Origin of the sequence: Stutzerimonas sp. R40042, assembly GCF_026642215.1 — a bacterium.
Lineage (GTDB): Bacteria > Pseudomonadota > Gammaproteobacteria > Pseudomonadales > Pseudomonadaceae > Stutzerimonas > Stutzerimonas frequens.
In genome coordinates, this window is sequence record NZ_CP113258.1 from 2,601,875 (window position 1) to 2,626,843 (window position 24,969).

Below are 24,969 nucleotides of genomic sequence, written 5' to 3' on the forward strand. Positions count from 1 at the left end.
GTAGCAATACGCCTCCGCAGGCCACGAAAGACGCGCGATTCGGCCCGCCGTCAATGCCGGGCGGCACCGAAAGTCGCACCCATATGGCCGGAAAAGACTATTCCGCTGAGCCCACCCCACGCCCTACAACGGACGCCCCTCGCTCAGAAGGATAAGAGCCATGCTTCGCCCGAAATTGGTCATCGCCCTCATCGTCTTCACCTTGCAAAGCGCCCACGCGTCCGAACCGATCCGCCTGGGTCTCAACTACCCGAGCACCGGCAACTACAAGTCAGAAGGTCTGGAGCTGCGCCGTGGCGCCCTGCTCGCCGTCGACCAGATCAACCAGGATGGCGGCTTGCTGGGCCGGCGTCTGGAGCTGGTCAGCCTGAATTCGGCGGCTCGCGCGGAAAAGGCGCGTGCCAATGTCGACCGTTTCGCCAAACAGGGCGCAGCGATGATCTTCGGCGGCGCTAACAGCGAAGAGGCGCTGAGCGCCGGCCAGCGCGCCCGCGAACTTGGACTGCTGTACTTCCCCACCCTCGGCTACGCCAACGAGATCACCGGGCGGGACGGCCATCGCCACCTATTCCGCGAGTCCAACAGTGCCTGGATGAGCGCCCGGGTACTCGGTGAATACCTGAGCTGGCACATGCCCAATCGCCGCTACCACTACATCAGCCTCGACGATGCCTGGGGCCACAGCATGGAGCAGGCCCTGCGTGAAGCGACCAAGAGCCGCGACCGCGCACGCCATGGCTACTCGAAGATCGCCGCACGAGGTGCCCGTCGCGACGACTACCTGAGCGCACTGCAGAAGGCTGCCGCCAGCGACGCGGATGTGCTGGTGATCGTCCTGCTCGGCCAGGATCTGGTGCAGACCATGCGCCTGGCGCACACCCTGGAACTGGGCAAGCGCATGCAGATCATCGCGCCCAACCTCACCCAGAGCATCGTCGAGCAGGCCGGACCGCTGGTGATGGAAAACGTGATCGGCACCGAAGCCTGGACCTGGCGGGTACCGCAGCGAGAGAAAAGCGAAACCGGCCAGGCGTTCGTCGAGCGCTACATCGCGCTGCATCAGGCCTACCCCGGCAGCACCGCAGCGTCAGCCTACGGCATCGTCCGGCAGTGGGCCGATGCCGTGGGGCGGGCTGGCCGACTGGATAGCGAAGCCGTCATCGCCGAGCTGGAGAACCATCGCTATAGCCTGTTGAAGGACGAGCAGTACTGGCGCGACTTCGACCACCAGAACGTCCAGAGCATTTACGCGGTAAAGGTTCGCGATCGCAGCGAGATCATGCAGGATCGCTTCAAGCAGGACTATTTCACCATCATCCACCGCATGGATGGCGAGGAAGCCGCACCCAGCCTGGACGACTGGCAGCAGGAGCGTGGCGATCAGCTACAGCTGCAGTGATTGAAGGCAGCGACTGGAGTGGAACATCAACCGGCGCGCCGCGGGCGCGCCTTCACTCGTCGACGCGCTGCAGCGCCATCGCCTCGTAACGCGGATACAGATGACTGACGCTGCGGATCAGCTCATAGCGGGTCAGGCTGATGCCGGAGAAGCGCTCGGGAATCGGGCTCTGGATCACCTCATTCATGTCCGCCCCGCCATTGGCGGCTTCTCGCAGCAAGCCGTCCAGCCAGCCGAGGTAGTCGCGCATCTGCAGGAACGGCGCGGCATCATCGGCCACCGGGCCGTGGCCAGCGACCAGGCGCTTCCAGGGCAACGCCTCGAGCGTATCCAGATCTTCCAGCCAGACATCCAGGCCAGGACTGTTCGGCGTGGTCAGCGCGCGCTGGTAGAACAGGATGTCACCGGCGAAGAGCACGCCGCTGCGTTCGTCGAGAATGGCCAGATCGGCACCGGTGTGACCGCGCAGAGCGAGCAGACGCAGGGCACGTCCGCCGATATCCAGCGTGCCGGGTGCCAGAGTCTCGGTCGGCAACACCACCTCGGTACCGCGCATCCAGTCACCAACCAGGCGGTACATGTTCTCGGCCATGGCGTTGCCCTGCTCGCGCAACAGCTCGGTCGTACCGGCGAGCGCGGCGATGGGCACATTGGTAAATGCCTGGTTGCCGAGGACGTGGTCGGGATGATGATGCGTCAGCAACAGCTTGATGACCGGACGATCGGTCACGCTTGCGATGGCCGCGCGCATCGCCTCGCCGTAACGCCGCGACGGGCCGCTGTCGATCACCACCACACCGGCCTCGGTGACGATGAAGCCGGTGTTGACGATATTGCCGCCGTTGGCCTTGTCGAAGTTGTCCGTCGAGCCTTCCAGCAGCCACACGTCATCGGCGATCTGCCGCGGCTGCAGGGTGTAACGCAGCTCGGCATGTGCGGGCAGGGTCAGACAGAACGCGAACATCAGGAGCAACAGGCGCATGAAGCCTCCTTGGCTTGGTTGCTGGCTCTCGGAGAAAACGCGGGCTGGTCAGTTCAGAGCGCGGCTTCGAACTCGTTGCCGTTGTTGTCACGCAGCCACAGGCGAGTGTCCTGCGCGCCCTTCACTTCCAGGCTCAGACTCGGGTTTTCGGCGACCGCCGGATACAGTTCCAGCTCCGCCAGGACCTGACCGTCGGCATCGCGCAGCTCGGCCTGGTTGAGAAAGAACTCGGGAATGCCGCCGACCAGGCCGTTATCCATCGGATGGGAGACCTGCAGGCGCAAACGACTGAAATCGCCGCGGGCGAAGCGCCCACCGATGACCTCACCGAGGCGGTCTTCCCAGCCTGGCTGGGCACGTACCACGCTCGGCGCCGTACAGCCGCCACCGGCAGCATCGACCTTGGCCGAGCCGATGTGCCAGACACCGTCACGGGTCAGCACCGCCGCGCGGATCGGTGTCGCCTGTTCCACACGTATGCGAATGGCGACCAGCGGCACGACCTGCTCGCCAGGCGTGAAGGTGAAAATCCGTGGGATGGGATTGAGGTCGGCCCAGGCCTCGATGCGCACCACCTCGTCACCGAGGGCTCTGGCATCGATATGCACCGGCACCTGTCGCGAGTCCTCGGCGAATGGCGGCACCTGGACCTTTACGTGCTCGTCGAACACGTAGGGCTCGCTGTTGAGCAAGCCCTTGTGGTGGTATTCCCACATCACCGACTGCAGTGGATCGGCCTCGGCCGCCAGGGCGCCCGAGGCGTGAAGGACCATCATTAGCAGCAAGATTCGGACGCTCATGTCGACTCCTCGAACGGCGATCCGCAGCGGGATCGGCATGGCGCAGCCGGTCAGCGCCCGGCCACGTCGCTCTCCACATCCTGGTACAACCCGGGCAACTCGTAGCTCAAGCCGTAGCTGGCGTAGAGTTTTTCCAGCTCGCCTTCAAGAATCAGCGGCTCCAACACCCCTTCCAGCGCGTAGGCCAGTTGGCGGTTGGATTCATGTACCGCCATGCCGAGATCCCATACCTGCTTGCCCATGTTCGGGTAAGCGTTCTCGGCGAGCTTCAGGTGCTCGTCGTCGGCCTGGTCGAGCAGCCACTCGATCTCTGCGCGCATGGCCATGGCCGCGTCCACCTCGCCGTCCTGAAGCGCAGCGAATGCCTCGCGGATGCTCGGGTAATGATGAGTGTGCTTCGCCAGCCGGCCCTCGAAGACCGAAGACAGGTAGAACGAGGGCACGCTGTCCACTTCGACGCCAATCGGGTGGTATTGAAACACCGCCACGCTCGACACCTCGTCGATCCGGCGATCGTCATACGCGGTCTGCCAGCGCTCGCGCTGATAGGGCGCGAACATCACCACCAGCTCGTTGATCATTTCACCCAGCTCGTTGCGCTTGTAGGCGAACTCGCGGTCGTACGGCACACGCAGCATCACGTCAGCCAGCACGCCAGGCCGCAGGTAGTGGCCCTTCCAGATGAAGTTGCGCAGGTCGTCGTCGAGGGTTTCGTCCGGCGTCACCCACAGCACTTCCAGCTTCAGGCCCAGCCCTTCGGCGAGCTTGCGCGCCAGTTCCACATCGACACCGCGTGGCTGGCCATCCTGCTGGTAGCTGTACGGCGGGAAGTTCTCGTACATCGCCACCTTGAGCACGCCGGATTCGATGATGTCATCGAAGGCGCGTACCTTGACCACGTCCGCCTGCGCCAGTGCGCAGCACAGAGCCAGCCACAGCGACAGAACCAGCCGGACGGCGTTCATCACTGCTTGGCCGCTTCGCTTTCAATATAGGTGCGAATCGCCCACAGCGCTTCCTGGCTGAGGGTGTCGGCCATACGCGGCATATACACGGCACCGTCACGGACCGCGCCATTGATCACGCGCTCCTTGTACCACTCGTCGCCGTCGTAGCTGGCTTCAAGCTCACGCAGATCGGGCGCGATACCGCCAGAAATGGCTTCCAGACCGTGGCAACGTGCGCAGTTCTGGTTGTAGGCGGAAGAACCGATTTCCACGGCCAGGTCGTGGTGCTCGCTGGGCGCACGATAGGGGTTCTCGTCCAGCCATTCTTCACCGAGATCCGGCAGGCCCTTGGTGTTGACGGCCTGCGGCGTCACGTCACCATGCGCCAGAACCAGGCCGGACATACCGAGAACACCCGCTGCCAGCAGTGAGCGCAAAAAGATCTTGTTATTCATGACTACCACCCTCTATTCGAGAACCTGTGCAAGGCAGCCCCATCGGAGCGCATGGTGGTCATGTTGGCGGCGAGGACGGATTGGCAGAATCCTGCTTTGGGTGCCTGCATCTCCTCCCTTGGTACTAGGTTTTACTACCACCTTCGGCACTCCACTGGTAGCAAGGCCAAATCAGTGGGGCTTGGGAAGTATTCCCGGCATTCGCGGGACGTTTTCCGTGTCCGCACCCGTGGCGCGCTCCCAATAATCGAATCGCCAGGCCAGCCGGATGCGGCGGCCTCGTTCGAATCGACCAAGGGAATCGCAACCATGACAACAAGATCGCACCCCGGCACACCCCGTCCGCTCGCCCTCGCTGTGCAATGCCTGACACTGGCTGGCAGCCTGGCGCTGGCCGCTGCCGCCCAGGCCAAGCCGGTCAGCTGGGAAGACATCGCCAAGGATCATCTGTCCACCGAGAACGTCCTGCAGTACGGCATGGGCACCAATGCACAGCGCTGGAGCCCCCTGGCGCAGGTCAACGAGAGCAACGTATTCAAGCTGACCCCGGCTTGGTCGTTCTCCTTCGGCGACGAGAAGCAGCGCGGCCAGGAATCCCAGGCCATCGTCCATGACGGCGTGATCTACGTGACCGGCTCCTACTCGCGCGTCTTCGCCCTCGATGCCAAGACCGGCAAGCGCCTGTGGAGCTACTCCCATCGCCTGCCCGACGACATCCGCCCGTGCTGCGACGTGGTCAACCGCGGCGCGGCCATCTATGGCGACAAGATCTACTTCGGCACCCTCGACGCCCGTGTCGTGGCCCTGAACAAGGACACCGGCAAGGTCGTCTGGAACAAGAAGTTCGGCGATCACGGCGCTGGCTACACCATGACCGGCGCACCGACACTGGTCAAAGATGCCAAGACCGGCAAGGTGCTGCTGGTACACGGCAGCTCCGGTGACGAGTTCGGCGTCGTCGGCAAGTTGTTCGCCCGCGACCCGGATACCGGCGAAGAAGTCTGGATGCGCCCCTTCGTCGAGGGCCACATGGGCCGTCTGAACGGCAAGGACAGCACGCCGACCGGCGACATCAAGGCGCCGTCCTGGCCGGACGATCCCAACCACCCGACCGGCAAGAAGGAAGCCTGGAGTCAGGGCGGCGGCGCGCCATGGCAGAGTGCGAGCTTCGATCCGGAAACCAACACCATCATCGTCGGTGCGGGCAACCCCGCCCCGTGGAACGGCTGGGAGCGCACCAGCGATGGCGGCGACCCGAAGGACTACGACAGCCTCTACACCTCCGGGCAGGTCGGCGTCGATCCGAGCACCGGCGAGGTGAAGTGGTTCTACCAGCACACCCCGAACGATGCCTGGGACTTCTCCGGCAACAACGAGCTGGTGCTGTTCGACTACAAGGACAAGAATGGCAAGACCGTCAAGGCCACGGCCCACGCCGACCGCAATGGTTTCTTCTATGTCGTCGACCGCAAGGACGGCAAGCTGCAGAACGCCTTTCCCTTCGTCGATGGCATCACCTGGGCCAGCCATATCGACCTGAAAACCGGTCGGCCGGTGGAGAACGAGGGCCAGCGCCCACCCAAACCGGAGCCGGGCGAGAAGCACGGCAAGTCGGTCGAAGTATCCCCACCCTTCCTCGGCGGCAAGAACTGGAACCCCATGGCCTACAGCCAGGACACCGGCCTGTTCTACGTACCGGCCAACCACTGGAAGGAGGACTACTGGACCGAGGAAGTCAGCTACAAGAAAGGCTCGGCCTATCTCGGCCAGGGCTTCCGCATCAAGCGCATGTACGACGACCACGTCGGCATCCTGCGCGCCATGGACCCGACCACCGGCAAGGTAGCCTGGGAACACAAGGAAAAACTCCCGCTGTGGGCTGGCGTGCTGGCGACCAAGGGCAATCTCGTCTTCACCGGCACCAGCGACGGCTACTTCAAGGCCTTCAACGCGAAAACCGGCGACGAGCTGTGGAAGTTCCAGACCGGCAGCGGCGTGATTTCCCCGCCGATCACCTGGGAACAGGACGGCGAGCAGTACATCGGCGTGACGGTCGGTTACGGCGGTGCCGTGCCGCTGTGGGGCGGCGACATGGCCGTACTGACCAAGCCGGTCGCCCAGGGTGGTTCGTTCTGGGTATTCAAACTGCCGGAATGGGAGAAGAAGACCGCCAAGCGATGAGTCGAGCCGTGCCCGCCATCGCGCGGGCACGCCTCATGTTCTGAAGATACAGCGGTTCGCGCGGCGCGCCTGGCCTGGCCGGCTGCGGGTTGGCGCTCTCGTCGACAGGCCCAGGGACGCCGCGCGACCGCTTTTTCTCCCCCGCCCTGCCCCAGGTGACTTCCCATGAACACCGCTAACCGCTTGCTTCTGCCACTGATCCTGTTGGCCAGCGCGTCCGCCATCGCCGCAGACGACGCTCCCCTGACGATCAACGGCTGCGTACTCCAGCCCGAGAGCCAGTGTGCCAACGCCGACCTGCGTGGCGCCGACCTCAGCAATCAGGACCTGCGCCGCATCAACCTCGCCGGTGCCAACCTGGCCGGCGCCAACCTGCGCCACGCCAACCTCGACCTGGCCAATCTGGAAAAAGCCGACCTCACTGGTGCCACGCTTAACCGCGCCAGCCTGCAACAGGCCAACCTGCGCCTGGCCAATTTCACCGATGCCCGTCTGATCGCCATCCAGGGCTGGGGCCTGTTTGCCCAGGCCGCTAAGTTCAAGGGGGCTGACCTCACCGGTGCCTACCTCGAGTTCGCCCGCATGAGCGGCGCCCGGATGCACGACAGCACGCTGCACGCCGCCGACCTGGAAATGGCCTGGCTGAGCAAGGCCGACCTCCTGGGCGCCGATCTCACCGATGCCAACCTGCAGGAAGCTAAGCTCAACGACGCCAACCTGGGCAACGCCGTTCTGACCGGCGCGCGTCGGCATTACGCGACCTTCCAGGGCACCAACATGGAAGGCTGCAAGGACTGCCCAGTCGATTGGGAAAAATGAAGGCGCCGGCGATAGGCCAGTTCAATCTCCGGTATAGAACAAACCATTGGCCTTCGACCTCAGGAAAAGGACTCCTGCGCCGATCAGGTGACTGGGCGGTCTTGCCCTTCACTGGATGCCAAGAAATGTTCAACAAGAACCTGAAACGAGAACTGGCTGAATTGCGCGAGGAAGCCGCAATCAATCAGCAGATCAAGAACTCGTTGTACAGGGAGATGATGGTCCTGGAACTGGACCCGCAAGGACGCATTCAGCACGCCAACGAGCTGTTCCTCAGCGAAATGGGTTATCGCCGCGACGATCTCATCGGCCGCTCCGTCGACGACTTCTTCAGCCAGCAATTCCGTACCGAACCGAACTACGCCCGCCTCAAGACCGCCATGCAGCGTGCCGAGCATCTCAGCGGTGCCTACCGACTGCTGCGGGCCGACGGCAAGGAAGCCAGGCTGCGTTCGATCTGGCAGCCGATCAAGGGCTCGGATGACACATTGCACCACTACACCCTGTGCGCCACCAACCTGACCCGTACCATCGAAACCTCGCGCGAACACGAGAGCGTGGTCAACGCGCTGCTGCGCTCCACCGCGGTGATCGAGTTCGACCTCGGCGGGCATGTCATCACCGCCAACCAGCGCTTTCTCGACGGCATGGGCTACCGCCTCAAGCAGATCAAGGGCAAGCACCACCGCATGTTCTGTGAACGGGAGGAAAGCGAGTCGCCGGCCTATCGCGAATTCTGGGCTAGCCTCAACCGAGGCGAGTACATCGCCGAACGCTTCAAGCGTATCGATGCCCACGGTCAGACCGTCTGGCTCGAGGCGTCCTACAACCCGGTGCTCGATGCCTACGGCAAGCTGTACAAGGTGATCAAGTTCGCCACCGTCATCACCGACCAGGTCAACCGTGAGATGGCCGTGGCCGAAGCCGCAACGATCGCCTACGACACCTCCCAGCACACCGACCTCAGCGCCCAGCGCGGCGCGCAAGTGGTCCAGCAGACGGTCGAAGTGATGCATCGCATCGCCCAGCAGATGCAGGAAGCCTCCGACGGTATCGAGGCGCTGGACAAGCAGTCGCAGCTGATCGGCGCGATCCTCAAGACTATCAGCGGTATTGCCGATCAGACCAACCTGCTGGCCCTCAACGCCGCCATCGAAGCCGCACGGGCCGGCGATCAGGGTCGCGGCTTCGCCGTGGTTGCTGATGAGGTTCGCCAGCTGGCGGCCCGCACCAGCAAGGCTGCCGAGGAAATCGTCGGTGTCGTGCAGAAAAACCAGGACCTGGCGCAAGCTGCCGTACAGAGCATGAGCGCGAGCCGCGACCAGGCCGAGCACGGATTGGAATTCGCCAACCAGGCCGGCGCGGTGATCGTCGAAATCCAGGACGGCGCGCAGCGCGTGGTCAGCGCGGTCGGGCAGTTCGCCAGCCAGTTGAAAAACTGATGGCGAGCCTTTCCACAGCAGATCGGCACATGAAGGATGGGCGCGCTACAGCCGAACCGGCACCGCTGCCTCAGGCTGACTCGATCACCAGCGTGCGGAGGACGCAAGCTTGACGCAGAAGCTGATCATTCATATCCGCCAGCATCCGAACATCGACGGGCTGCCGCGCTTCGTCGGGCTGACCTCGGCGAACATCGACACCCCCGCGGCGGCGGACGAGTTTCGCGCGGCAGTGGACGAGATCATGGGCTTTGCCTGCGTCGGTTTCGATACCGAATCCAAACCGACCTTCAAGGTGGGCGAAGTCTCCAGCGGTCCGCACCTGATCCAGTTCGCCACCCCGGCAAAGGCCTACCTGTTCAGGATCAGCGTGCCCGGCTGCATCGAAGCGGCCAGCGCAATCCTGCAAGCGCCCGCGCTGGCGAAGATCGGTTTCGGGCTGAAGTCGGACCGCTCCAGGCTGCACGGCAAGCTGGGCATCCGCCCGGCCAGCCTGCTGGACCTGGGCTCGGTGCTTCGCTATCAGGGCAAGAAGGGTCAGGTCGGCCTGCGTGGTGCGGTGGCCGCGGTGCTCGACGCTCGGATCGACAAATCTCGCAGCGTGGCCACCTCGAACTGGGCGAACCCCGCGCTGACCGAGGCACAGCAGGCCTACGCGGCCAACGATGCCTACGCCGCGCTACGCGTGTTCCTCGGTCTGAGTGCAGAGCAGCAGGCAATGCTGCTCGCGGCGCTACCGCGCTGACAAGGCTTCGGCGGCGCTCGACGGAGTCAGGCCAGCCCGTGCGTCCGGCGTTGCAGGAACGTCAGCGCGGCATACGCCAGCACCCCCAGCCCCGCCGACAGCCACAGCGCCCGCGTACCGAAGTCGTCGATCAGCAGCGCGAACACCAGCGGCGAAAACGCCTGGGCGAAGCGTGCCGGCACCATCAGCAGACCCTGGCGCAGGCCATAGCCATGGGGACCGAATATCGCCAGCGGCAAGGTGCCTTTGGCAATGGTCAGAATGCCGTTGCCGCCGCCATGCAGAAGCACGAATGCGGTGGTCGCAGGCGCACCCGCCAGCATCACGCCAGCCGCACCGATGGGATGGGCAATGGCGGCGAGGCGGGCCGAGATCAGGGGATGGAAGCGCTGCAGCAGGACGAACTCCAGGCAGCGCGCCCCGACCTGGGCCGGCCCGACCAGCGCCGCGATCACGATGGCCGCGGCCGGTGACAGTCCGGACTCCTGCAGCAGACGTGGAAGGTGCGCCGCCATCGCCGTGCTGGTGAACCAGGTGGCGGCGAAGACGAAGGCCAGCAACGCCATGGTCAATCCCGCACCCGAACGCCCGTCTGTCTGCGATTGCTCTGCCGTGGACGGAGCCGGCTGTACGCCAACCGGAATCAGCAGCCGGTTCAATGGCAACCCGAGCAGCAGATGCGCTCCGGCCCATGTGAGGCAGGTGGCGCGCCAGCCGAACTCGGCATTCAACCAACCGCTGATCGGCCAGCACACCGTACTGGCGAAGCCGGCGAGCAACGTGATGCCGGTGATCGCGCCGCGCGCATCGCGACCGTAGATGCCGGCAAGCGTGGAGAAGGCCGACTCGTAAAGGCCGACCGCCATGCCGATGCCGATCACCAACCAGCCGAGCCAGAGCATCAGTGGTCCGTTGGCCAAACCGAGCATGGCCAGGCCGAGGGCAAAAACGACGCTGGAAAGCGCCAGCACATCACGCCCGCCGTGATGGTCGATGCGCTTGCCCGACAGCGGTCCGAGGACGGCGGTGACGATCAGTGCCAGGGAAAATGCAGCGAATACATTGCCGGTGGAGATGCCCAATTCGCTCGCCATCGGCTCGGCGAGAATGGCCGGCAGGTAGTAGGTCGAGCCCCAGGCGAGGGTCTGTGCGCTGCCGAGAGCGAGAACGATGCGCAGGCGTGACGGCATGCTCAGCGGCACCCGCCAGCGCTACGTTGCGAGACGAGGGTGTGGTGATGGACGCGCTTCATCCGTGCTCCTGTGCTGCCGCCAACCAGTCGGCCAAGCTCGCCAGGATACGCAATCGGCCGTGACGATTTCGCGTCAGATACCTTGAACCGGGCAAGCCGAACACTGCAGTGATACCGAATGCGAACATGCCGGGCACAAAGGCCCGGCATGTTCGATGCTGCTGCGACTGGTCGGTTATAGCGCATCCCAGCGATAACGCACGCCCACCCAACCCGCCCGCGGCGCGCCAGGGGCAATGAACTGCTCGTGACGCCATTCGTCCGGGTCCGATTCGAAGGCGTTGCCGGCGCCAACAAAAGGATTCTCGGCCAGCACACCGCCGGTGGCGTAACGCTTGTCGAACAGGTTGTCGACCCGGCCGAACAGCGTCCAGTCACGAGCGAAGCGGTAATCGGCAGTGAGGTTGACCACCGCGTAACCTGGCAGCTTGCCGCTGCCCTCTACCTCGTCGTTGGGCTGATGACGGTTGTTCTCGTTGCCGCGCACGTACTGCGACGAGTACGCCAGGACACTGGTGCCGACTCGCAGCCGCTCGTTGAGATTCCAGTTCAGCCCCAGCTTGAGGTTGTGCTTCGGCAGGCCTGGCAGATAGTCGCCGCTGGACACGCGAATCTCATCGTCCGGGCAGCCGCCCTCGCCTTCGGTGCTGTTGTTCTCGGCGAGGATGCAGGCCGCGGAGCGGAAGGTCGCATGCAGATAGGTGTAGTCCACTCGCCAGTCGAGCGGCCCTTGCGTGCCGGCCAGCCCCAGTTCGATGCCCTGGCGGCGGGTGCGACCGAAGTTGGTGAAGTAGCCCATGCTGCCGCCGGTGCCGACGAACAGCAGGTCATCATGGTTCACGCTGCGAAAGGCCCCGAGGTTCCACCGGGTGCCGCCCGCCAGTTCGCCACGTACACCGAGTTCCAGCGTGCGGGTGACCACCTGCTCGAGGAAGGGATCGGCCGCCATGGCGTTTGGCAGGCTGCACGGGTTCGCCGGATCGGCGCAGCCCAGTTCGATTGGCGTCGGCGCGCGATTGCCCTGGGAGAAGCCGCCGTAGACGGTGACCGCCGGTTGCAGCTGCCAGGCAAAACCCAGCGCGGGATTGAGCTTGCGATAGGTGAAGTCGCCATTCAACGCATCGCCCATGCGATCGGTGTTGACCACGCGCGTGCGGTTGTAGCGCAGCGAGCCGGTCAGCTGCAGCGCGTCGGTCAGCGCCCAGGTGTCGGTGGCATAGAGGCTGGAAGTACGGGTGCGCCCCAGCAAGCTGTTGGCCTGCTCCTCCTCTTCGCTGGCGGTGATGCCGCGCGCGTCGGTCAGCTCGCCGCCCTGCTCGCTCTGGTGGAAGCTGGCGCGGGTGTTGTCATGGGACAGTCCGAAGGCGAACTGATGCGCGCCGACGTGCCGCGCCCACTGCAGCGCCAGACCAAAGGCTCGTTGCGCGGTGCGGGTACGGTTCAACACACCGCTCTCCGGCCCTTCGCCGATAAAGCCGCCGTCTTCCCACGCCTCGTATTCATCCTCGTACTCATCGTTGCCGTCGCCATTGAGCGTTGCGGTACGTGTGCGGCGCAGATAGACCGTGCCGGACAGCCGATCGTTGTCGTTCAGCCAGTGGCTCGCGGACAAGGCCATCAGGTGGCTGCGGTTCTCGGTCTGGTCGGGATGGGTGAAGATCGCCTCGCGCCGCTGGTCGTACATGCTCTCCGGGATCAGGCCGTTGCCGATCAGGTCGTTGTCGGCGTGCGCCAGCGTCAGTGCCAGATCGGTGGTGTCGGTGGTCCAGGCGAACTTGCCGAACAGCTGGCGGACCTCGGATGGCGAATGGTCACGCCAGCCGTCCTCGTCCATGCCCTCGGCGGCCAGGTACCAGGAGAATTCCTCATGGCTGCCGCCCTGTTCAATGGCACCGCTCTGGCGTCCGAACGAGCCGCCGTAGATTTCCGCCGAGCCACCTGGATGGGTATCACCACGTTTTGTCTGCAGCGCCAGCGCGCCGCCCAGGGTGTTCAGGCCGTACAGCGGGTTCGAGCCCGGCACCAGGGCCATGTTGGCAACGGCGGTGTTCGGGATCAGGTCCCAGTGCACCACATCGCCAAACGCTTCGTTGACCCGCACGCCGTCGAGAAAAACCGAAAGCCCCTGCGGCGTACCGAGCAGCGGCGAGGCGGTGAAGCCACGATAGTTGAGGTCCGCCTGGTACGGATTGCCCTGGATCTCGTTGATGTTGACGCTCGGCAATCCGCGCTGCAGTTTCTCGGCCAGCGACTGGCCGCCGAGCCGCCGCAGGTCCTCGTCATCGAGCGACTGGATGTTGGACGGCACCTGATCCTTTGGCAGCTCGATGCCCGGCAGCGGCGTGGTACCGACCACTTCCTGGCTGCCGAGATCGAGCGTCTGCTCGGCATGAACGGACGCCGGCAACAGCGCGGCGATGGCGAGGGACAGCAGCGTATGTCGGGGCATCGCGCTGCAACAGAGCTGATACGGCATGGGTGGTCCTTGTTCTTGTTGGCCAATCGGTCTGGCCAGGCCACCGGCATTCGCAACGCGGCGAGAACCGCGGGCAACCGCATGCTGGCAACCTGCCAGACGCGATTATCGAGAGCCGTGGCGCGGTGCCGACAGGGAAGAATTCCCGGCTCTGGCGGGAAAAATTCCCGGCCGCGTGGAGATTGGTCTTACGACCAGCGCACTAACTCGGCCCGCGACTTTCGCAAGGTACGGGCGCCCCGCTCGCCTGGTACAGGCGCGCAGCTGCTGTTCTGGAAAAAATTGGAGAGGTGCTTTGGACTCAGCACACAGTCATGTCGCGCTGCATCGAAGCAGGAGAGAAGGAAAGAGGCCTATCAGGCCTCGCACAGCATGCGGTCACCGACGCGGAGCAAACCCTGATCGATGGCCAGGTGCACGAGTTCAGCCTGGGAGCTGACCTCCAGCTTGCTTTTCAGCAGGGCCATATGGTTCGAAACGGTCTTGCTACTGATGCACAACCGCTCGGCGATCTCCCGATTGCCGATGCCACGCGCGAGCATGATGAAGATTTCCATCTCGCGCGGCGTCATCTCGGCCAGTCGCCCCTTGATTGGCGACTGCGACGGCCGCTGGCACGCCAGCTCGGTGGCCAGCGGCTGCTCGATGAAGGTCTGCCCCGCAAGCACCTTGCGCACCGCCTCCACCAGCACGTCCGGCGCGCAGCGCTTGGTCAGATAGCCGGAGGCGCCAGCATCCAGTGCCTGCCGGACCAGTGCCAGCTCGTCGTGCATGCTGAACACCAGCACCGGCAAAAGCGGCAACCGCTGACGCAGACGCCGACAGGTTTCCAGACCGCTGATGCCCGGCAGGCCGAGGTCGAGCACGACCAGGCTGGGAATCGATTCCTGCACCTGTTCCAGCGCCTGCTCACCGCTGGCAGCTTCACTCACTGTCACTTCGGGAAGCAGTGCCTTGAGCAGGCTCGCGTAACCCTGACGCACCACCGCGTGGTCATCCACCAGCAGAATCTTCATGACGTGGCTCCTTGCAAAGGCAACTTGAGATAGAGCGCCCAACCCTTGCCGGCGCGGTGGCGCATACGCAGCCGGGCACCCAGACAGCGCGCGTGCTCGACCATCGAACGCAGACCGACGCCCGGCCGTTCTGGCGGCAGCCCATGGCCATCGTCCCGCAGCAGCAGGCGCAGCCCGTTGTGACCACCACACAGATGCAGACAGACCCGAGTCGCACGCGCATGCCGCGCCACGTTGGTCAGCGCTTCCTGCACCATGCGATAGAGATGCACCTTCGCCTCCATCGACAGCACTGGAATCGGTCCGCGCAGCCGGAGCTCGCACTCGATGCCCTGGGTGCTCTGCCACTGCTCGGCGAGTTGCTCGATGGCGTCTTCCAGGTTCAGGTGATCGAGCATCACCGGATACAGGTCTCGCACTAGCGTGCGAAAGCCGTTCTGCAGATCGAGGCTGTGTTGCTCGAGGTGCGCCGCGGTTTCGCGAACGGCGTCGGGCTGCTCCGCCTGGACGCGCAGCAGGCAGGCCCGCGCGCGAATGCCAGCCAGATACTGGCCAAGGTCGTCATGCAGCGCCTGCGCCAGCCGGGTGCGCTCACGTTCCTGCAGCGCCAGCAGCGCCTGGGTCAGCTGCTCGTTGTCGGCCCGCGCATCTTCGAGTGCAGCGGCCATGTGATTGAAGCGCTCGGCGAGCTTGCGCGACTCGGCGAAGCGATGCGATGGCAGACGGGTATCGAGGCGGCCATCAGCGATACGCACAAGCGCGCCAAGCAGTTCGCCGAGCACACGCATGCCCGGGCGCACGGCCCAGCGGATCGCCAGCAGACAGAGCAGCAGCGCCAGGCCGAACAGCACCAGCAGCTGCAGCAGCGAATCCCTGACCTCTTCGACTTCATCATGCGGATCGACACTGATGTGCAGCCGCTGGCCATTGGACAGCTGAAGGACGCTGGGCGACGACAGCTCGGCGGGGTACAACCAGGCCCCGAGCCAGTCGTCGAGCATTGGCTCCACACCGGCGGGCACCGACTCCGTGGCATCCAGCCAGCGCACACGAACGTGGCGCAGGCTATCGGTCAGCCCGGGGCGCAGGGAGTCGGGATCACGCTCGGCCATCTCGCCGAGATAGCCAACCACCGCCGCCGCGGCATCGAGCTCACGCTTTACATCGTGGGCGGCCTGGCGCAGCAACACCGCCAGACAGACCATGGTGATCAGCGTGAAGAGCAGCGTGACCAGCAGATTGATTCGCCAGAGTGCGGACATATCGGCAACTCCCGCAGATCAGCGCCGAGCGCCAGTCCGCTTCACTTGACCACGAACCGGCCTTCCATGCCCTTGTTCTCAAGCCCCTTGCAGTAGAACGGGTAGCTGCCCGGCTTGACGGGCAGGAAGAAGATTTCCGCCTCGCCGGCATCCTCGAACTCCAGCTCGACCAGCGTGATCGCCTTGATCTCCACCCCACCGGCCTCGACCTTGCGCAAGAAGATCGACTTGGCGAATTCGGGCGCTTGGAACGCACACTCCTTCTGGCCATCGGAGCTGACCTTGAGCTGATAGGCGACGCCGGTCTCCAGCTGATATTCCTTCTGCGACACGGCGTAATCGCTCTGCTCGGAACCGAACTTCAGATCCGGCAAGACCTGGGTACGACGGGTTAGATCGCCAGCGGCGTGGCTGTGATCGAACCCGACCAGGCTGCCAACGAACAGCAGGTTGAGCAGCAGAGCTTTATATGTGGGCATAGGGATGGCCTCGTTATTGTTATCGGACGGACTCATGCTAGGGGTAGCCGTCGTTCGCTTACCTACTACCTTGGTACCGCCCGAGCGGTACTTTCTGCATATTCCCCCGCTCTGCCATGGTTCCTATGCTGCCTGCAACGTCACAGGAGCTGCCCATGAGCCACGCATTACGACGAGCCGGTTTCCTGATCGCCCTCACCTGCTGCACGCAGTTCGCTACAGCGGCACCCAGCCAGGAGCTGGCGATACGCATCGGTTATCTCGGTTATCGCCCAGACACCGGCCCTGTGCTCTCCAACGTCATTCCCGAGCCTGAAGACGCCGGCCTGCGCGGCGCCGAGCTGGCCATCACCGACAGCAACAGCACGGGGCGTTTTCTCAAGCACAGCTATGTGCTCGAAGCGGCCACCAGCGAAACGCCGGAAGAACTCCTGGAACAGGCCGGCAAGCAGTACGCCGACGGCCTGCGCCTGTTCGTGGTCAACGCGCCGGGCGAGTCCCTGCGCCAGCTGTCGGACGCCATGCCGGAAGCGCTGCTGATCAACGCCGGCAGTGCCGACGATGCACTGCGCAGCCAGCGTTGCCTGGTGAATGTCCTGCACACCCTGCCGAGCCGCAGCATGCTAGCCGATGCGCTCGGCCAGTTTCTCGCGGCGCGCCGCTGGAATCGCTGGATGCTGATCGTCGGCCCTACGGCTGAAGATCAGGCCTATGCCGAGGCTTTGCGTCGTGCGGCCAAACGCTTCGGTCACCGCATCGTGGAGGAGAAGCCCTGGAGTTTCGATAACGACCAGCGCCGCAGTGCCCAGGCCGAGATGCCGCTGTTTACTCAGGGCGCCGAATACGATGTGGTGCTGGTGGCGGACGAGCGTGGCGACTTCGGTGAGTACGTGCCGTATCACACCTGGTTGCCGCGCCCGGTGGCCGGCACCCAGGGCCTGACCGCCACCGGCTGGCACAAGACGGTGGAAACCTACGGCGCGGCGCAGTTGCAGAAACGCTTCGAGGCGCATGCCAAGCGCTGGATGAACGACCGCGATTTCGCCGCCTGGATGGCCGTGCGCAGCCTCGCAGCGGCGGTCACCCGCTTGCGCAGTGCGGACGCTGCAGCGATCCGTCAGTTGTCGCTCAGCGGTGAGCTGCCGCTGGATGGTTTCAAGGGTCGCAAGCTGAGCTTCCGCCCCTGGAATGGCCAGCTGCGCCAGCCGATCCCGCTGGTACATCCGCGGGCACTGGTATCGAACTCGCCGCAAGACGGCTTTCTGCATCCCACCAGCGAACTGGACACCCTTGGCTTCGACGCACCGGAAAGCAGCTGCCGCCTGAACGAGGCGCGCCCGTGATTCGTCTCGCTGCAGCCGCGCTGCTTGGCCTTGCCACCGTGCCCGTCAGCGCCGACGAACTGGGCTATGAAGCCTATGTCGACAGCCCCAAGCGCATCAAATGTCTCTACGGTTACGTGACGGCGAAGACCGGTAATTTCGATGCAGCCAAGGCGATCTTCGAAGACTGCGTGGCGCGCTGGAACGACGTCTACTCGATGATCTCGCTGGCACAGATGTACGAGAGCGGCAGCGGCATGGAGCCGGACCTGCGCAAATCCGCCGAGCTACTGAAGCAAGGCGCGGAACAACCGGACGACGCCAGCTACGTCAGCCTGGCTCGCTACCACTGGGGCGTCGCGCTGGCCGAGGGTCGTGGCGTCGAAGCCGATCAGGTCGCCGCACGCCACTGGCTCCAGCGCGCAGCCGCCGGCGGCCAGGAAGAAGCCGAAGACTATCTGCGTCAGCTGGACAGCAGCGACGCCACTGCCCCCATCACACAATAACGACAAGAGAATCCAACCATGCCCAGAACTGCCCTTGCCTCCGCCATCGCCATTGCTCTCAGCCTTGCCGCAGGCTCGGCTGTCGCCGCCACCGCCTACGTCTCCAACGAAAAAGACGACAGCATCAGCGTGATCAACCTGGACACGATGGAAACCGTCGAGACGCTGGAAGTCGGCATGCGCCCGCGCGGCCTCACGCTCTCCCATGACAACAAGCTGCTGTACATCTGCGCCAGCGACTCGGACACCGTGCAGGTGATGGACCTGGCCACGCGGCAGATCATCAAGCAGCTGCCGTCGGGCGCCGATCCCGAGCAGTTCGCCCTGCACCCGAACAACAAGTGGCTGTACATCTCCAACGAGGACGACGCGCTGGTAACCGTGGTCGATGTCAACAAGGAAGAAGTGCTGGCGCAGATCGATGTCGGCGTCGAGCCCGAGGGCATGGGGGTGAGCCCGGACGGCAAGTGGGCGGTCAACACCAGCGAAACCACCAACATGCTGCACTGGATCGATACCAGCACCAACGAACTGGTCGACAACACCCTGGTCGACCAGCGCCCTCGCCACGTGGAGTTCACCAAGGACAGCAAGCTGCTCTGGGCCTCGGCCGAGATCGGCGGCACGGTCAGCGTGGTGGACGTGGATAAACGCGAGATCCTCAAGACGCTGACCTTCAAGATCAAGGGCGTGCACCCGGACAAGGTCCAGCCGGTGGGCGTCAAGCTCACCTCCGACGGCAAGTACGCCTTCGTCGCGCTCGGCCCGGCCAATCACATCGCCGTAGTGGATGCGAAGACCTACGAGGTGCTCGACTACCTGCTGGTGGGCCGCCGCGTCTGGCACATGGCGTTCAATCCTGACGAAAGCCTGCTGCTGACCACCAACGGCGTCAGCGGCGACGTTTCGGTGATCGACGTGGACAAGCTCAAGGTGACCAAGTCAATCAAGGTCGGCCGCTATCCCTGGGGCGTGGTGGTCGCCCCATGAACGCGCTGGAGGTGGGCGACATCGCGTTCGCCTACGGTGAGCGGCGCGCGCTGGACGGAGTGAGCTTTACCGCAGCGCAGGGGCGTTTCACGGCCTTGCTCGGGCCGAACGGAGCGGGTAAGTCGACGCTGATCGCACTGCTGACCCGGCTGTACGACCTGCAGCAGGGGCAGATTCGTATCGCCGGCTTCGATCTGCGCGACACGCCGCGCAAGGCCCTTGCGCGCCTGGGCGTGGTGTTCCAGCAGAGCACGCTGGATCTGGACCTCACGGTCGAACAGAACCTGCGCTACCACGCGGCGCTGCATGGTATGCCACGTGCCGTGGCGAACGAACGCATCGAGATGGAACTCCAGCGCCAGCAGCTCGGCGAGCGGCGCCGCAGCAAGGTCCGCGAACTCAACGGTGGTCACCGGCGCCGAGTGGAAATCGCCCGTGCTCTGCTGCACCGGCCCGAGCTGCTGTTGCTCGATGAAGCCAGCGCCGGCCTCGACCCCGCCAGCCGCCAAGCGCTCAACCAGCATGTGCGAGCGCTCTGCCGTGACGAGGGCATGAGCGTGCTCTGGACCACTCACCTGCTCGATGAGGTCCAGGCCGATGACGATCTGCTGGTGCTCAATCGCGGCCGTCTGGTGGCTCAGGGCCGTGCCGCGGAGCTGGCCACCGACGGTGAAGACCTGGCGGCGAGCTTTGCACGCCTGACCGGCAACGATACCCACGGGGCCGGTAGCAGCCTCGGCCACCGGCCTGCGGTGCTAGACGGTACGCCGCGTGCAATCGAGCCCCCACACGAGACGGTGGCGCCTGCTTCCAACCCAGAGGCTGGCAGCGCGCGCGCGTCCCTCGAGTCCGGGCGGAGGAGCTCATGATCATCTACTGGGAATGCCTGCGCGGTATCGTTCTGCGTGAATGGCTGCGCTTCGTGCAGCAGCGTTCGCGCTTCTTCAGCGCCCTGGTGCGGCCGCTACTCTGGCTGGTGGTGTTTGCCGCAGGCTTTCGCGCGGCGCTCGGCATCGCCATCATCGAGCCGTACGACACCTACATCACCTACGAAACCTACATCGTGCCGGGGCTGGCCTGCATGATCCTGCTGTTCAACGGCATGCAGGGCTCACTGTCGATGGTCTACGACCGCGAGATGGGCAGCATGCGCGTACTGCTGACCAGCCCGCTGCCGCGCAGCTTTCTGCTGGCCAGCAAACTCGTCGCTACGGCGTTGATCTCCTTGCTGCAGGTCTATGCCTTTCTCGCCATCGCCTGGTTCTACGGCGTACAGCCTCCACCGCTGGGACTGATCGTCGCCCTGCCCGCACTGCTGCTGGTGGCGCTGCTGCTCAGCGCCCTGGGCTTGCTGCTATCCAACGGCATTCGGCAGCTGGAGAATTTTGCCGGGGTGATGAATTTCGTGATTTTTCCGATGTTCTTTCTCTCCTCGGCGCTCTACCCGCTGTGGAAGATGCGCGAGGCGAGCGAGTGGTTGTACTGGATCTGTGCCCTGAACCCCTTCACCCACGCCGTTGAGCTGGTTCGTCATGCGCTTTATCTGCGCCTGGCACCAACCGCGTTGATGGTCTGCATCGGGCTGACCCTGCTGTTCAGCCTTCTGGCGGTGCTCAGCTTCAACCCACAGCACGCAGCCTTGCGCCGCTCAGCCTGAGCGATCTACTACTTTGGTACCGGTTTTCCCCTCCATCGTAGGATTTAAAAGACAGGCCCATTGCTCTGTAATCGAGCTATCGAAACGCCATGGAATACGGATTATGTTCAGGTCGCTGCTGCCCCTGCTGATTGCCGCGCTGCCTGGGTTCTGTATACCCACGGTTGCCGCGGCCGAAGAACAGCTCGCGCTGTTCTCGCCTGACGGCTATCGCCAGACGCAGTACCGCAGCCCGACACCTGCGTCCGCGGAAGGTGCGCAGACCCTGGACACCGCGGCTCTGCAGACGCTGATCGCAAAAGAGCCGGACCTTGTGCTGGTAGACGTCTATCGGAGCCAGTGGCTCGCCGGCCGGTTCATCGACAGCGAACCCCATGCAAACCTGCCCGGCAGCATCTGGCTGGCGAACACCGGCGATGGCAATCTGCAACCCGAATGGGCAAGCTACTTCAGCGACAATCTTGCCCGCGTCAGCCAGGGCAACATGCAGCGGCCACTGGTCTTCTACTGCCGCTCGGACTGCTGGCTCGGTTGGAACGCCACCAAGCGCGCCCATGGGCTGGGCTACACACGACTGTACTGGTATCGAGATGGGGTGGACGGTTGGGAACAGGCGGGCCTGCCCTTGCACCCTGCTACTCCGGAACCGCTGCCTGACGACGAGTAGCATCACCTGACCAGCATGCCCCCACCATAATCACAACAAAGAGGTGACCGGCCTTGTACAAGATCCTGATTGCGGACGACCATCCGCTGTTCCGTGAAGCCATCCATAACGTCATTCGCGACGGCTTCCCCGACAGCGAAATTCTCGAAACTGCCGACCTCGACAGCGCCCTTGCCTTGACGCTGGAGCACGACGATCTCGATCTGGTGCTGCTGGACCTGAACATGCCTGGGATGCACGGCCTCAACGGCCTGATCAACCTGCGCAACGAGGCGCCAACGATTCCGGTGGTGATCGTTTCGGCGGAGCAGGACAAGCAAATCGTGCTGCAGGCCATTACCTATGGCGCGGTCGGCTTCATCACCAAATCCTCGCCGCGGGCGCAGATGACCGACGCTATCGAGCAGATCCTCAACGGCAACGTCTACCTGCCTTCGGACATCATCCGCAGCCAGAAGCCGAGCAGCCGCCACTCCCATCACAACGAGCCATCGATCCCGCCGGAACTGTTGCAGGCGCTGACGCGCAAGCAGCTGCTTGTGCTCGAGCGCATGACCAAGGGTGAATCCAACAAGCAGATCGCCTACAACCTCGACATCGCCGAGACCACGGTGAAGGCCCACGTATCGGCGATTCTGCGCAAGCTCAACGTGCACAACCGTGTACAGGCGATCCTTTCTGCCGGGGACATCGATTTCACCGCCTATCTGCGCCGCTGAAACGGCGCAGACAGCATCGACCTCTTGCTAGGCGCTCGCCTGGGCGCCCTCGAACCAGGCCAGTTTCTCGCGTAGCTGGACCACTTCACCGACGATCAGCAGGGTCGGTGCCTGCACCTGCTCCTGGGCGATACGCTGGGCGAGGGTTTCCAGCGTCCCGGTGAATACACGTTGATTGGTGGTAGTGCCCTGCTGCACCAGCGCCGCCGGCGTATCCGCCGAACGTCCATGGGCTATCAGTTGCTGGCAAATCACCGGCAGGCCCACCAGGCCCATGTAGAACACCAGCGTCTGTGCCGGCGCGGCGAGTTCCGCCCAAGGCAGATCGCAGCTGCCGTCTTTCAGATGACCGGTGACGAAACGCACCGATTGCGCATGATCGCGGTGGGTGAGCGGAATGCCGGCATAAGCGGCACAGCCGCTGGCGGCAGTAATACCCGGCACGACCTGGAACGGCACACCATGGGCTGCCAGTTCCTCGATCTCCTCACCACCGCGGCCAAAGATGAACGGATCACCGCCCTTGAGCCGTAGAACGCGCTTGCCTTCCTTGGCCAGGGTCACCAGCTTCTGGTTGATCTGCTCCTGCGGCACTGCATGCTCCGAGCGCTGCTTGCCAACGTAGATACGGTCTGCATCGCGCCGGCACAGGTCGATGATCGCTGGCGCCACCAGGCGATCGTAGAGCACGACATCAGCCTGCTGCATCAGGCGCAGGGCGCGGAAGGTCAGCAGGTCAGGGTCGCCCGGGCCAGCGCCTACCAAATAAACCTCGCCCAGCGCGCGCGGCGCTGCACCGGCAAGCTTCTCCGCCAGCAGGCGCTCGGCTTCGGCGCTGCACCCAGCCAACGCCTGCTCGGCGATCGGTCCCTGAAAGGTTTCCTCCCAGAACACCCGCCGCTGCTGAACGTTGGCAAACTTGGCTTTGACCTGAGCGCGGAACTGCTTGGCGAGACCGGCCAACTGGCCGTAGGCCGCGGGAATCCAGGTCTCGATGCGCGCGCGGATCAACCGCGCCAGCACCGGTGCATCGCCACCACTGGAAACCGCAATCACCAGCGGCGAGCGGTCAACGATCGCCGGAAAGATCACGCTGCACAGTTGCGGCGAGTCGACCACGTTGACCGGCATACCCAGCGCGTTGGCGTGCTGCGAAACCGCGGCATTCAGCGGCTCGTCATCGGTGGCGGCGATGGCCAGCACACAACCTTGCAGGTCTTGCGGGTCATAGCCACGATCGAAGCATTCGCCATCACCCGCCTCTACCAGTTCGGCCAGTTGCGGCTCGATGCTCGGCGCCACCACCCGCAGCCGTGCTCCGGCTTCGCTCAGCAGCCGCGCCTTGCGCAGCGCAATCTCGCCACCCCCGACAATCAGTACCGTGCGGCCTTTGAGGTTGTGGAACAGCGGGAGGTATTCCATGGGCGAATCCTGGAGGGTCGTTGGTGGTAAGGGCATCACAGCCATTACGGCCGCGATGCCCCTTGTCGAATATCAAGAATCCGGCCTGATGCCGAACCGCGATGACGCAGCGCCGCAGCCTCAGCCGATGACTTCGATACCACCCATGTATGGTTTCAGCACGTCGGGTACCACAACGCTTCCGTCGGCCTGCTGGTAGTTCTCCAGTACGGCGACCAGGGTACGACCGACCGCCAGGCCCGAACCATTGAGGGTGTGCACGAGCTCCGGCTTGCCGGTTTCCGGATTGCGATAACGCGCCTGCATGCGCCGCGCCTGGAAATCACCGCAGTTGGAGCAGGAAGAAATCTCGCGGTACTTGTCCTGGCTCGGCACCCAGACTTCCAGGTCATAGGTCTTGGTCGCGCCGAAGCCCATGTCGCCGGTGCACAGCGACAACACGCGGTAAGGCAGTTCCAGCAGTTGCAGCACCTTTTCGGCGTTACCGGTCAGCTCTTCCAGCGCCTCGAAGGACTTCGACGGCTCGACGATCTGCACCATCTCGACCTTGTCGAACTGGTGCTGACGGATCATGCCGCGGGTATCGCGCCCGGAGGCGCCGGCCTCGCTGCGGAAACAGGGCGTGTGGGCGACGAACTTCAGCGGCAGCTCTTTGGCATCGAGAATCTCGCCGGCCACGATGTTGGTCAGCGACACCTCGGCGGTCGGGATCAGGTAGAAGTCCGCCTCGCCTTCGCGGCTGATCTTGAACAGATCTTCCTCGAACTTCGGCAGCTGACCGGTGCCCTGCAGCGCCGGGGCCTGTACCAGATACGGCGTGTAGGCCTCTTCGTAGCCATGCTCTCGGGTGTGCAGGTCGATCATGAACTGCGCCAGCGCGCGATGCAGGCGGGCGATCGGACCGCGCATCAGGGCGAAGCGGGCTCCGGACAGCTTGGCCGCGGTTTCGAAGTCCAGCCAGCCATGCTGCTCGCCCAGGGCGACGTGATCCTGAACGGCGAAGTCGAAGGTCTTCGGCGTACCCCAGCGGCGAACCTCGACGTTCTCGTCCTCATCCGCACCGACCGGCACCGACTCGTGCGGCAGGTTGGGAATGCTCAGCATCAGCTGGTCGAGTTCGGTCTGGATGCGGTCCAGCTCCTGCTTGCCGGATTCGAGTTCCGAGCCCATGCGATCCACGTCGGCGAGCAACGGCGCGATGTCCTCACCGCGCTGCTTGGCCTGGCCGATGGATTTGGAGCGCGCGTTGCGCTCGGCCTGGAGTTGTTCGGTGCGGGTCTGCACGGTCTTGCGCTGAGCTTCCAGCGCTTCGATGCGCGCCACGTCCAGCTGGTAGCCACGGGTGGCCAGGCGGGCCGCCACGTCCTGTAGCTGAGTGCGTACCAGTTTCGAATCAAGCATGGTGGGTCTCGTCTGTGAAAGCTTGGATGA

The 24,969-nt window shown here is 64.2% G+C and carries 23 protein-coding genes; 12 read left to right on the plus strand and 11 right to left on the minus strand.

Going from position 1 to position 24,969, the window contains the following annotated elements:
• Positions 1 to 160 precede the first annotated feature (160 nt).
• Entirely contained in the window at positions 161 to 1,399 is a 1,239-nt protein-coding gene (locus OUY36_RS12215; protein ID WP_267934471.1) for a substrate-binding protein, read from the plus strand.
• 52 nt (positions 1,400 to 1,451) lie between these two features.
• Here OUY36_RS12215 and OUY36_RS12220 read toward each other — a convergent pair whose 3' ends face one another.
• From OUY36_RS12220 to pedF, 4 genes are read right to left on the minus strand one after another with little or no spacing between them, the layout of a single operon-like run.
• Complete coding sequence (locus OUY36_RS12220; protein ID WP_267934472.1) at positions 1,452 to 2,381, minus strand: quinoprotein relay system zinc metallohydrolase 1; 930 nt, start codon at positions 2,379 to 2,381, stop codon at positions 1,452 to 1,454.
• 53 nt (positions 2,382 to 2,434) lie between these two features.
• The gene (locus OUY36_RS12225; protein ID WP_267934473.1) at positions 2,435 to 3,181 is read right to left on the minus strand and encodes a quinoprotein dehydrogenase-associated SoxYZ-like carrier; all 747 of its coding nucleotides are present in this window, start codon (positions 3,179 to 3,181) and stop codon (positions 2,435 to 2,437) included.
• Between the two features lie 50 nt (positions 3,182 to 3,231).
• The gene (locus tag OUY36_RS12230) at positions 3,232 to 4,146 is read right to left on the minus strand and encodes a substrate-binding periplasmic protein (protein ID WP_267938167.1); all 915 of its coding nucleotides are present in this window, start codon (positions 4,144 to 4,146) and stop codon (positions 3,232 to 3,234) included.
• Positions 4,146 to 4,583 carry a cytochrome c-550 PedF gene (gene pedF, locus OUY36_RS12235; RefSeq protein ID WP_046618948.1) on the minus strand — a complete coding sequence of 146 codons (438 nt, stop codon included), beginning with the start codon at positions 4,581 to 4,583 and terminating at the stop codon, positions 4,146 to 4,148. The genes OUY36_RS12230 and pedF overlap by 1 nt, the downstream gene beginning before the upstream one ends.
• 309 nt (positions 4,584 to 4,892) lie before the next feature.
• Between pedF and exaA the strand changes: the two genes are divergently transcribed.
• From exaA to OUY36_RS12255, 4 genes are all read left to right on the plus strand, one after another.
• Positions 4,893 to 6,764 (plus strand): quinoprotein ethanol dehydrogenase, encoded by a 1,872-nt coding sequence (gene exaA / locus OUY36_RS12240; RefSeq protein WP_267934474.1) that lies wholly within the window; start codon positions 4,893 to 4,895, stop codon positions 6,762 to 6,764.
• A gap of 165 nt (positions 6,765 to 6,929) precedes the next feature.
• Entirely contained in the window at positions 6,930 to 7,583 is a 654-nt protein-coding gene (locus OUY36_RS12245) for a pentapeptide repeat-containing protein (protein WP_267934475.1), read from the plus strand.
• Between the two features lie 125 nt (positions 7,584 to 7,708).
• Complete coding sequence (locus tag OUY36_RS12250; RefSeq protein ID WP_267934476.1) at positions 7,709 to 9,025, plus strand: methyl-accepting chemotaxis protein; 1,317 nt, start codon at positions 7,709 to 7,711, stop codon at positions 9,023 to 9,025.
• 109 nt (positions 9,026 to 9,134) lie between these two features.
• On the plus strand, positions 9,135 to 9,770 hold the full coding sequence (locus tag OUY36_RS12255) for a 3'-5' exonuclease (RefSeq protein ID WP_110776818.1): 636 nt from the start codon (positions 9,135 to 9,137) through the stop codon (positions 9,768 to 9,770).
• A 26-nt stretch (positions 9,771 to 9,796) separates the two neighbouring features.
• On the opposite strand, the gene OUY36_RS12260 is transcribed toward OUY36_RS12255, so the two are convergent.
• From OUY36_RS12260 to OUY36_RS12280, 5 genes are all read right to left on the minus strand, one after another.
• Entirely contained in the window at positions 9,797 to 10,960 is a 1,164-nt protein-coding gene (locus OUY36_RS12260; RefSeq protein WP_230724805.1) for an MFS transporter, read from the minus strand.
• Between the two features lie 237 nt (positions 10,961 to 11,197).
• Positions 11,198 to 13,498, minus strand: coding sequence for a TonB-dependent receptor (locus OUY36_RS12265; RefSeq protein WP_267934477.1), 2,301 nt, complete (start codon positions 13,496 to 13,498; stop codon positions 11,198 to 11,200).
• A gap of 356 nt (positions 13,499 to 13,854) precedes the next feature.
• A complete protein-coding gene (locus tag OUY36_RS12270; protein WP_003298864.1) occupies positions 13,855 to 14,514 on the minus strand; it encodes a response regulator transcription factor in 660 nt (219 codons plus the stop codon).
• Positions 14,511 to 15,776 (minus strand): sensor histidine kinase, encoded by a 1,266-nt coding sequence (locus OUY36_RS12275; RefSeq protein ID WP_267934478.1) that lies wholly within the window; start codon positions 15,774 to 15,776, stop codon positions 14,511 to 14,513. Before OUY36_RS12275 ends, OUY36_RS12270 begins: the two co-directional genes overlap by 4 nt.
• A 41-nt stretch (positions 15,777 to 15,817) precedes the next feature.
• Positions 15,818 to 16,255 (minus strand): copper-binding protein, encoded by a 438-nt coding sequence (locus tag OUY36_RS12280; protein WP_267934479.1) that lies wholly within the window; start codon positions 16,253 to 16,255, stop codon positions 15,818 to 15,820.
• A 155-nt stretch (positions 16,256 to 16,410) separates the two neighbouring features.
• Between OUY36_RS12280 and OUY36_RS12285 the strand changes: the two genes are divergently transcribed.
• The 7 genes from OUY36_RS12285 (at position 16,411) to OUY36_RS12315 (ending at position 22,116) form a co-directional block, all read left to right on the plus strand.
• Positions 16,411 to 17,598, plus strand: coding sequence for an ABC transporter substrate-binding protein (locus OUY36_RS12285; RefSeq protein ID WP_267934480.1), 1,188 nt, complete (start codon positions 16,411 to 16,413; stop codon positions 17,596 to 17,598).
• Positions 17,595 to 18,083, plus strand: a complete 489-nt coding sequence (locus tag OUY36_RS12290; protein WP_267934481.1) for a tetratricopeptide repeat protein — start codon at positions 17,595 to 17,597, stop codon at positions 18,081 to 18,083. The genes OUY36_RS12285 and OUY36_RS12290 overlap by 4 nt, the downstream gene beginning before the upstream one ends.
• Positions 18,084 to 18,101: 18 nt before the next feature.
• Positions 18,102 to 19,073 (plus strand): YVTN family beta-propeller repeat protein, encoded by a 972-nt coding sequence (locus tag OUY36_RS12295; protein ID WP_200593591.1) that lies wholly within the window; start codon positions 18,102 to 18,104, stop codon positions 19,071 to 19,073.
• Positions 19,070 to 19,942, plus strand: a complete 873-nt coding sequence (locus OUY36_RS12300) for an ABC transporter ATP-binding protein (RefSeq protein WP_267934482.1) — start codon at positions 19,070 to 19,072, stop codon at positions 19,940 to 19,942. Before OUY36_RS12295 ends, OUY36_RS12300 begins: the two co-directional genes overlap by 4 nt.
• Entirely contained in the window at positions 19,939 to 20,730 is a 792-nt protein-coding gene (locus OUY36_RS12305) for an ABC transporter permease (protein ID WP_152481329.1), read from the plus strand. The genes OUY36_RS12300 and OUY36_RS12305 overlap by 4 nt, the downstream gene beginning before the upstream one ends.
• A gap of 103 nt (positions 20,731 to 20,833) precedes the next feature.
• Positions 20,834 to 21,397 (plus strand): PQQ-dependent catabolism-associated CXXCW motif protein, encoded by a 564-nt coding sequence (locus OUY36_RS12310; RefSeq protein ID WP_200593587.1) that lies wholly within the window; start codon positions 20,834 to 20,836, stop codon positions 21,395 to 21,397.
• Between the two features lie 53 nt (positions 21,398 to 21,450).
• A complete protein-coding gene (locus tag OUY36_RS12315; protein WP_003298847.1) occupies positions 21,451 to 22,116 on the plus strand; it encodes a response regulator transcription factor in 666 nt (221 codons plus the stop codon).
• 27 nt (positions 22,117 to 22,143) lie between these two features.
• Here the strand turns inward: OUY36_RS12315 and cysG are convergent, their stop codons facing one another.
• Complete coding sequence (gene cysG, locus OUY36_RS12320) at positions 22,144 to 23,538, minus strand: siroheme synthase CysG (RefSeq protein ID WP_125869162.1); 1,395 nt, start codon at positions 23,536 to 23,538, stop codon at positions 22,144 to 22,146.
• 120 nt (positions 23,539 to 23,658) lie between these two features.
• Positions 23,659 to 24,939, minus strand: a complete 1,281-nt coding sequence (gene serS, locus OUY36_RS12325; RefSeq protein WP_230724816.1) for a serine--tRNA ligase — start codon at positions 24,937 to 24,939, stop codon at positions 23,659 to 23,661.
• Positions 24,940 to 24,969: the final 30 nt, after the last annotated feature.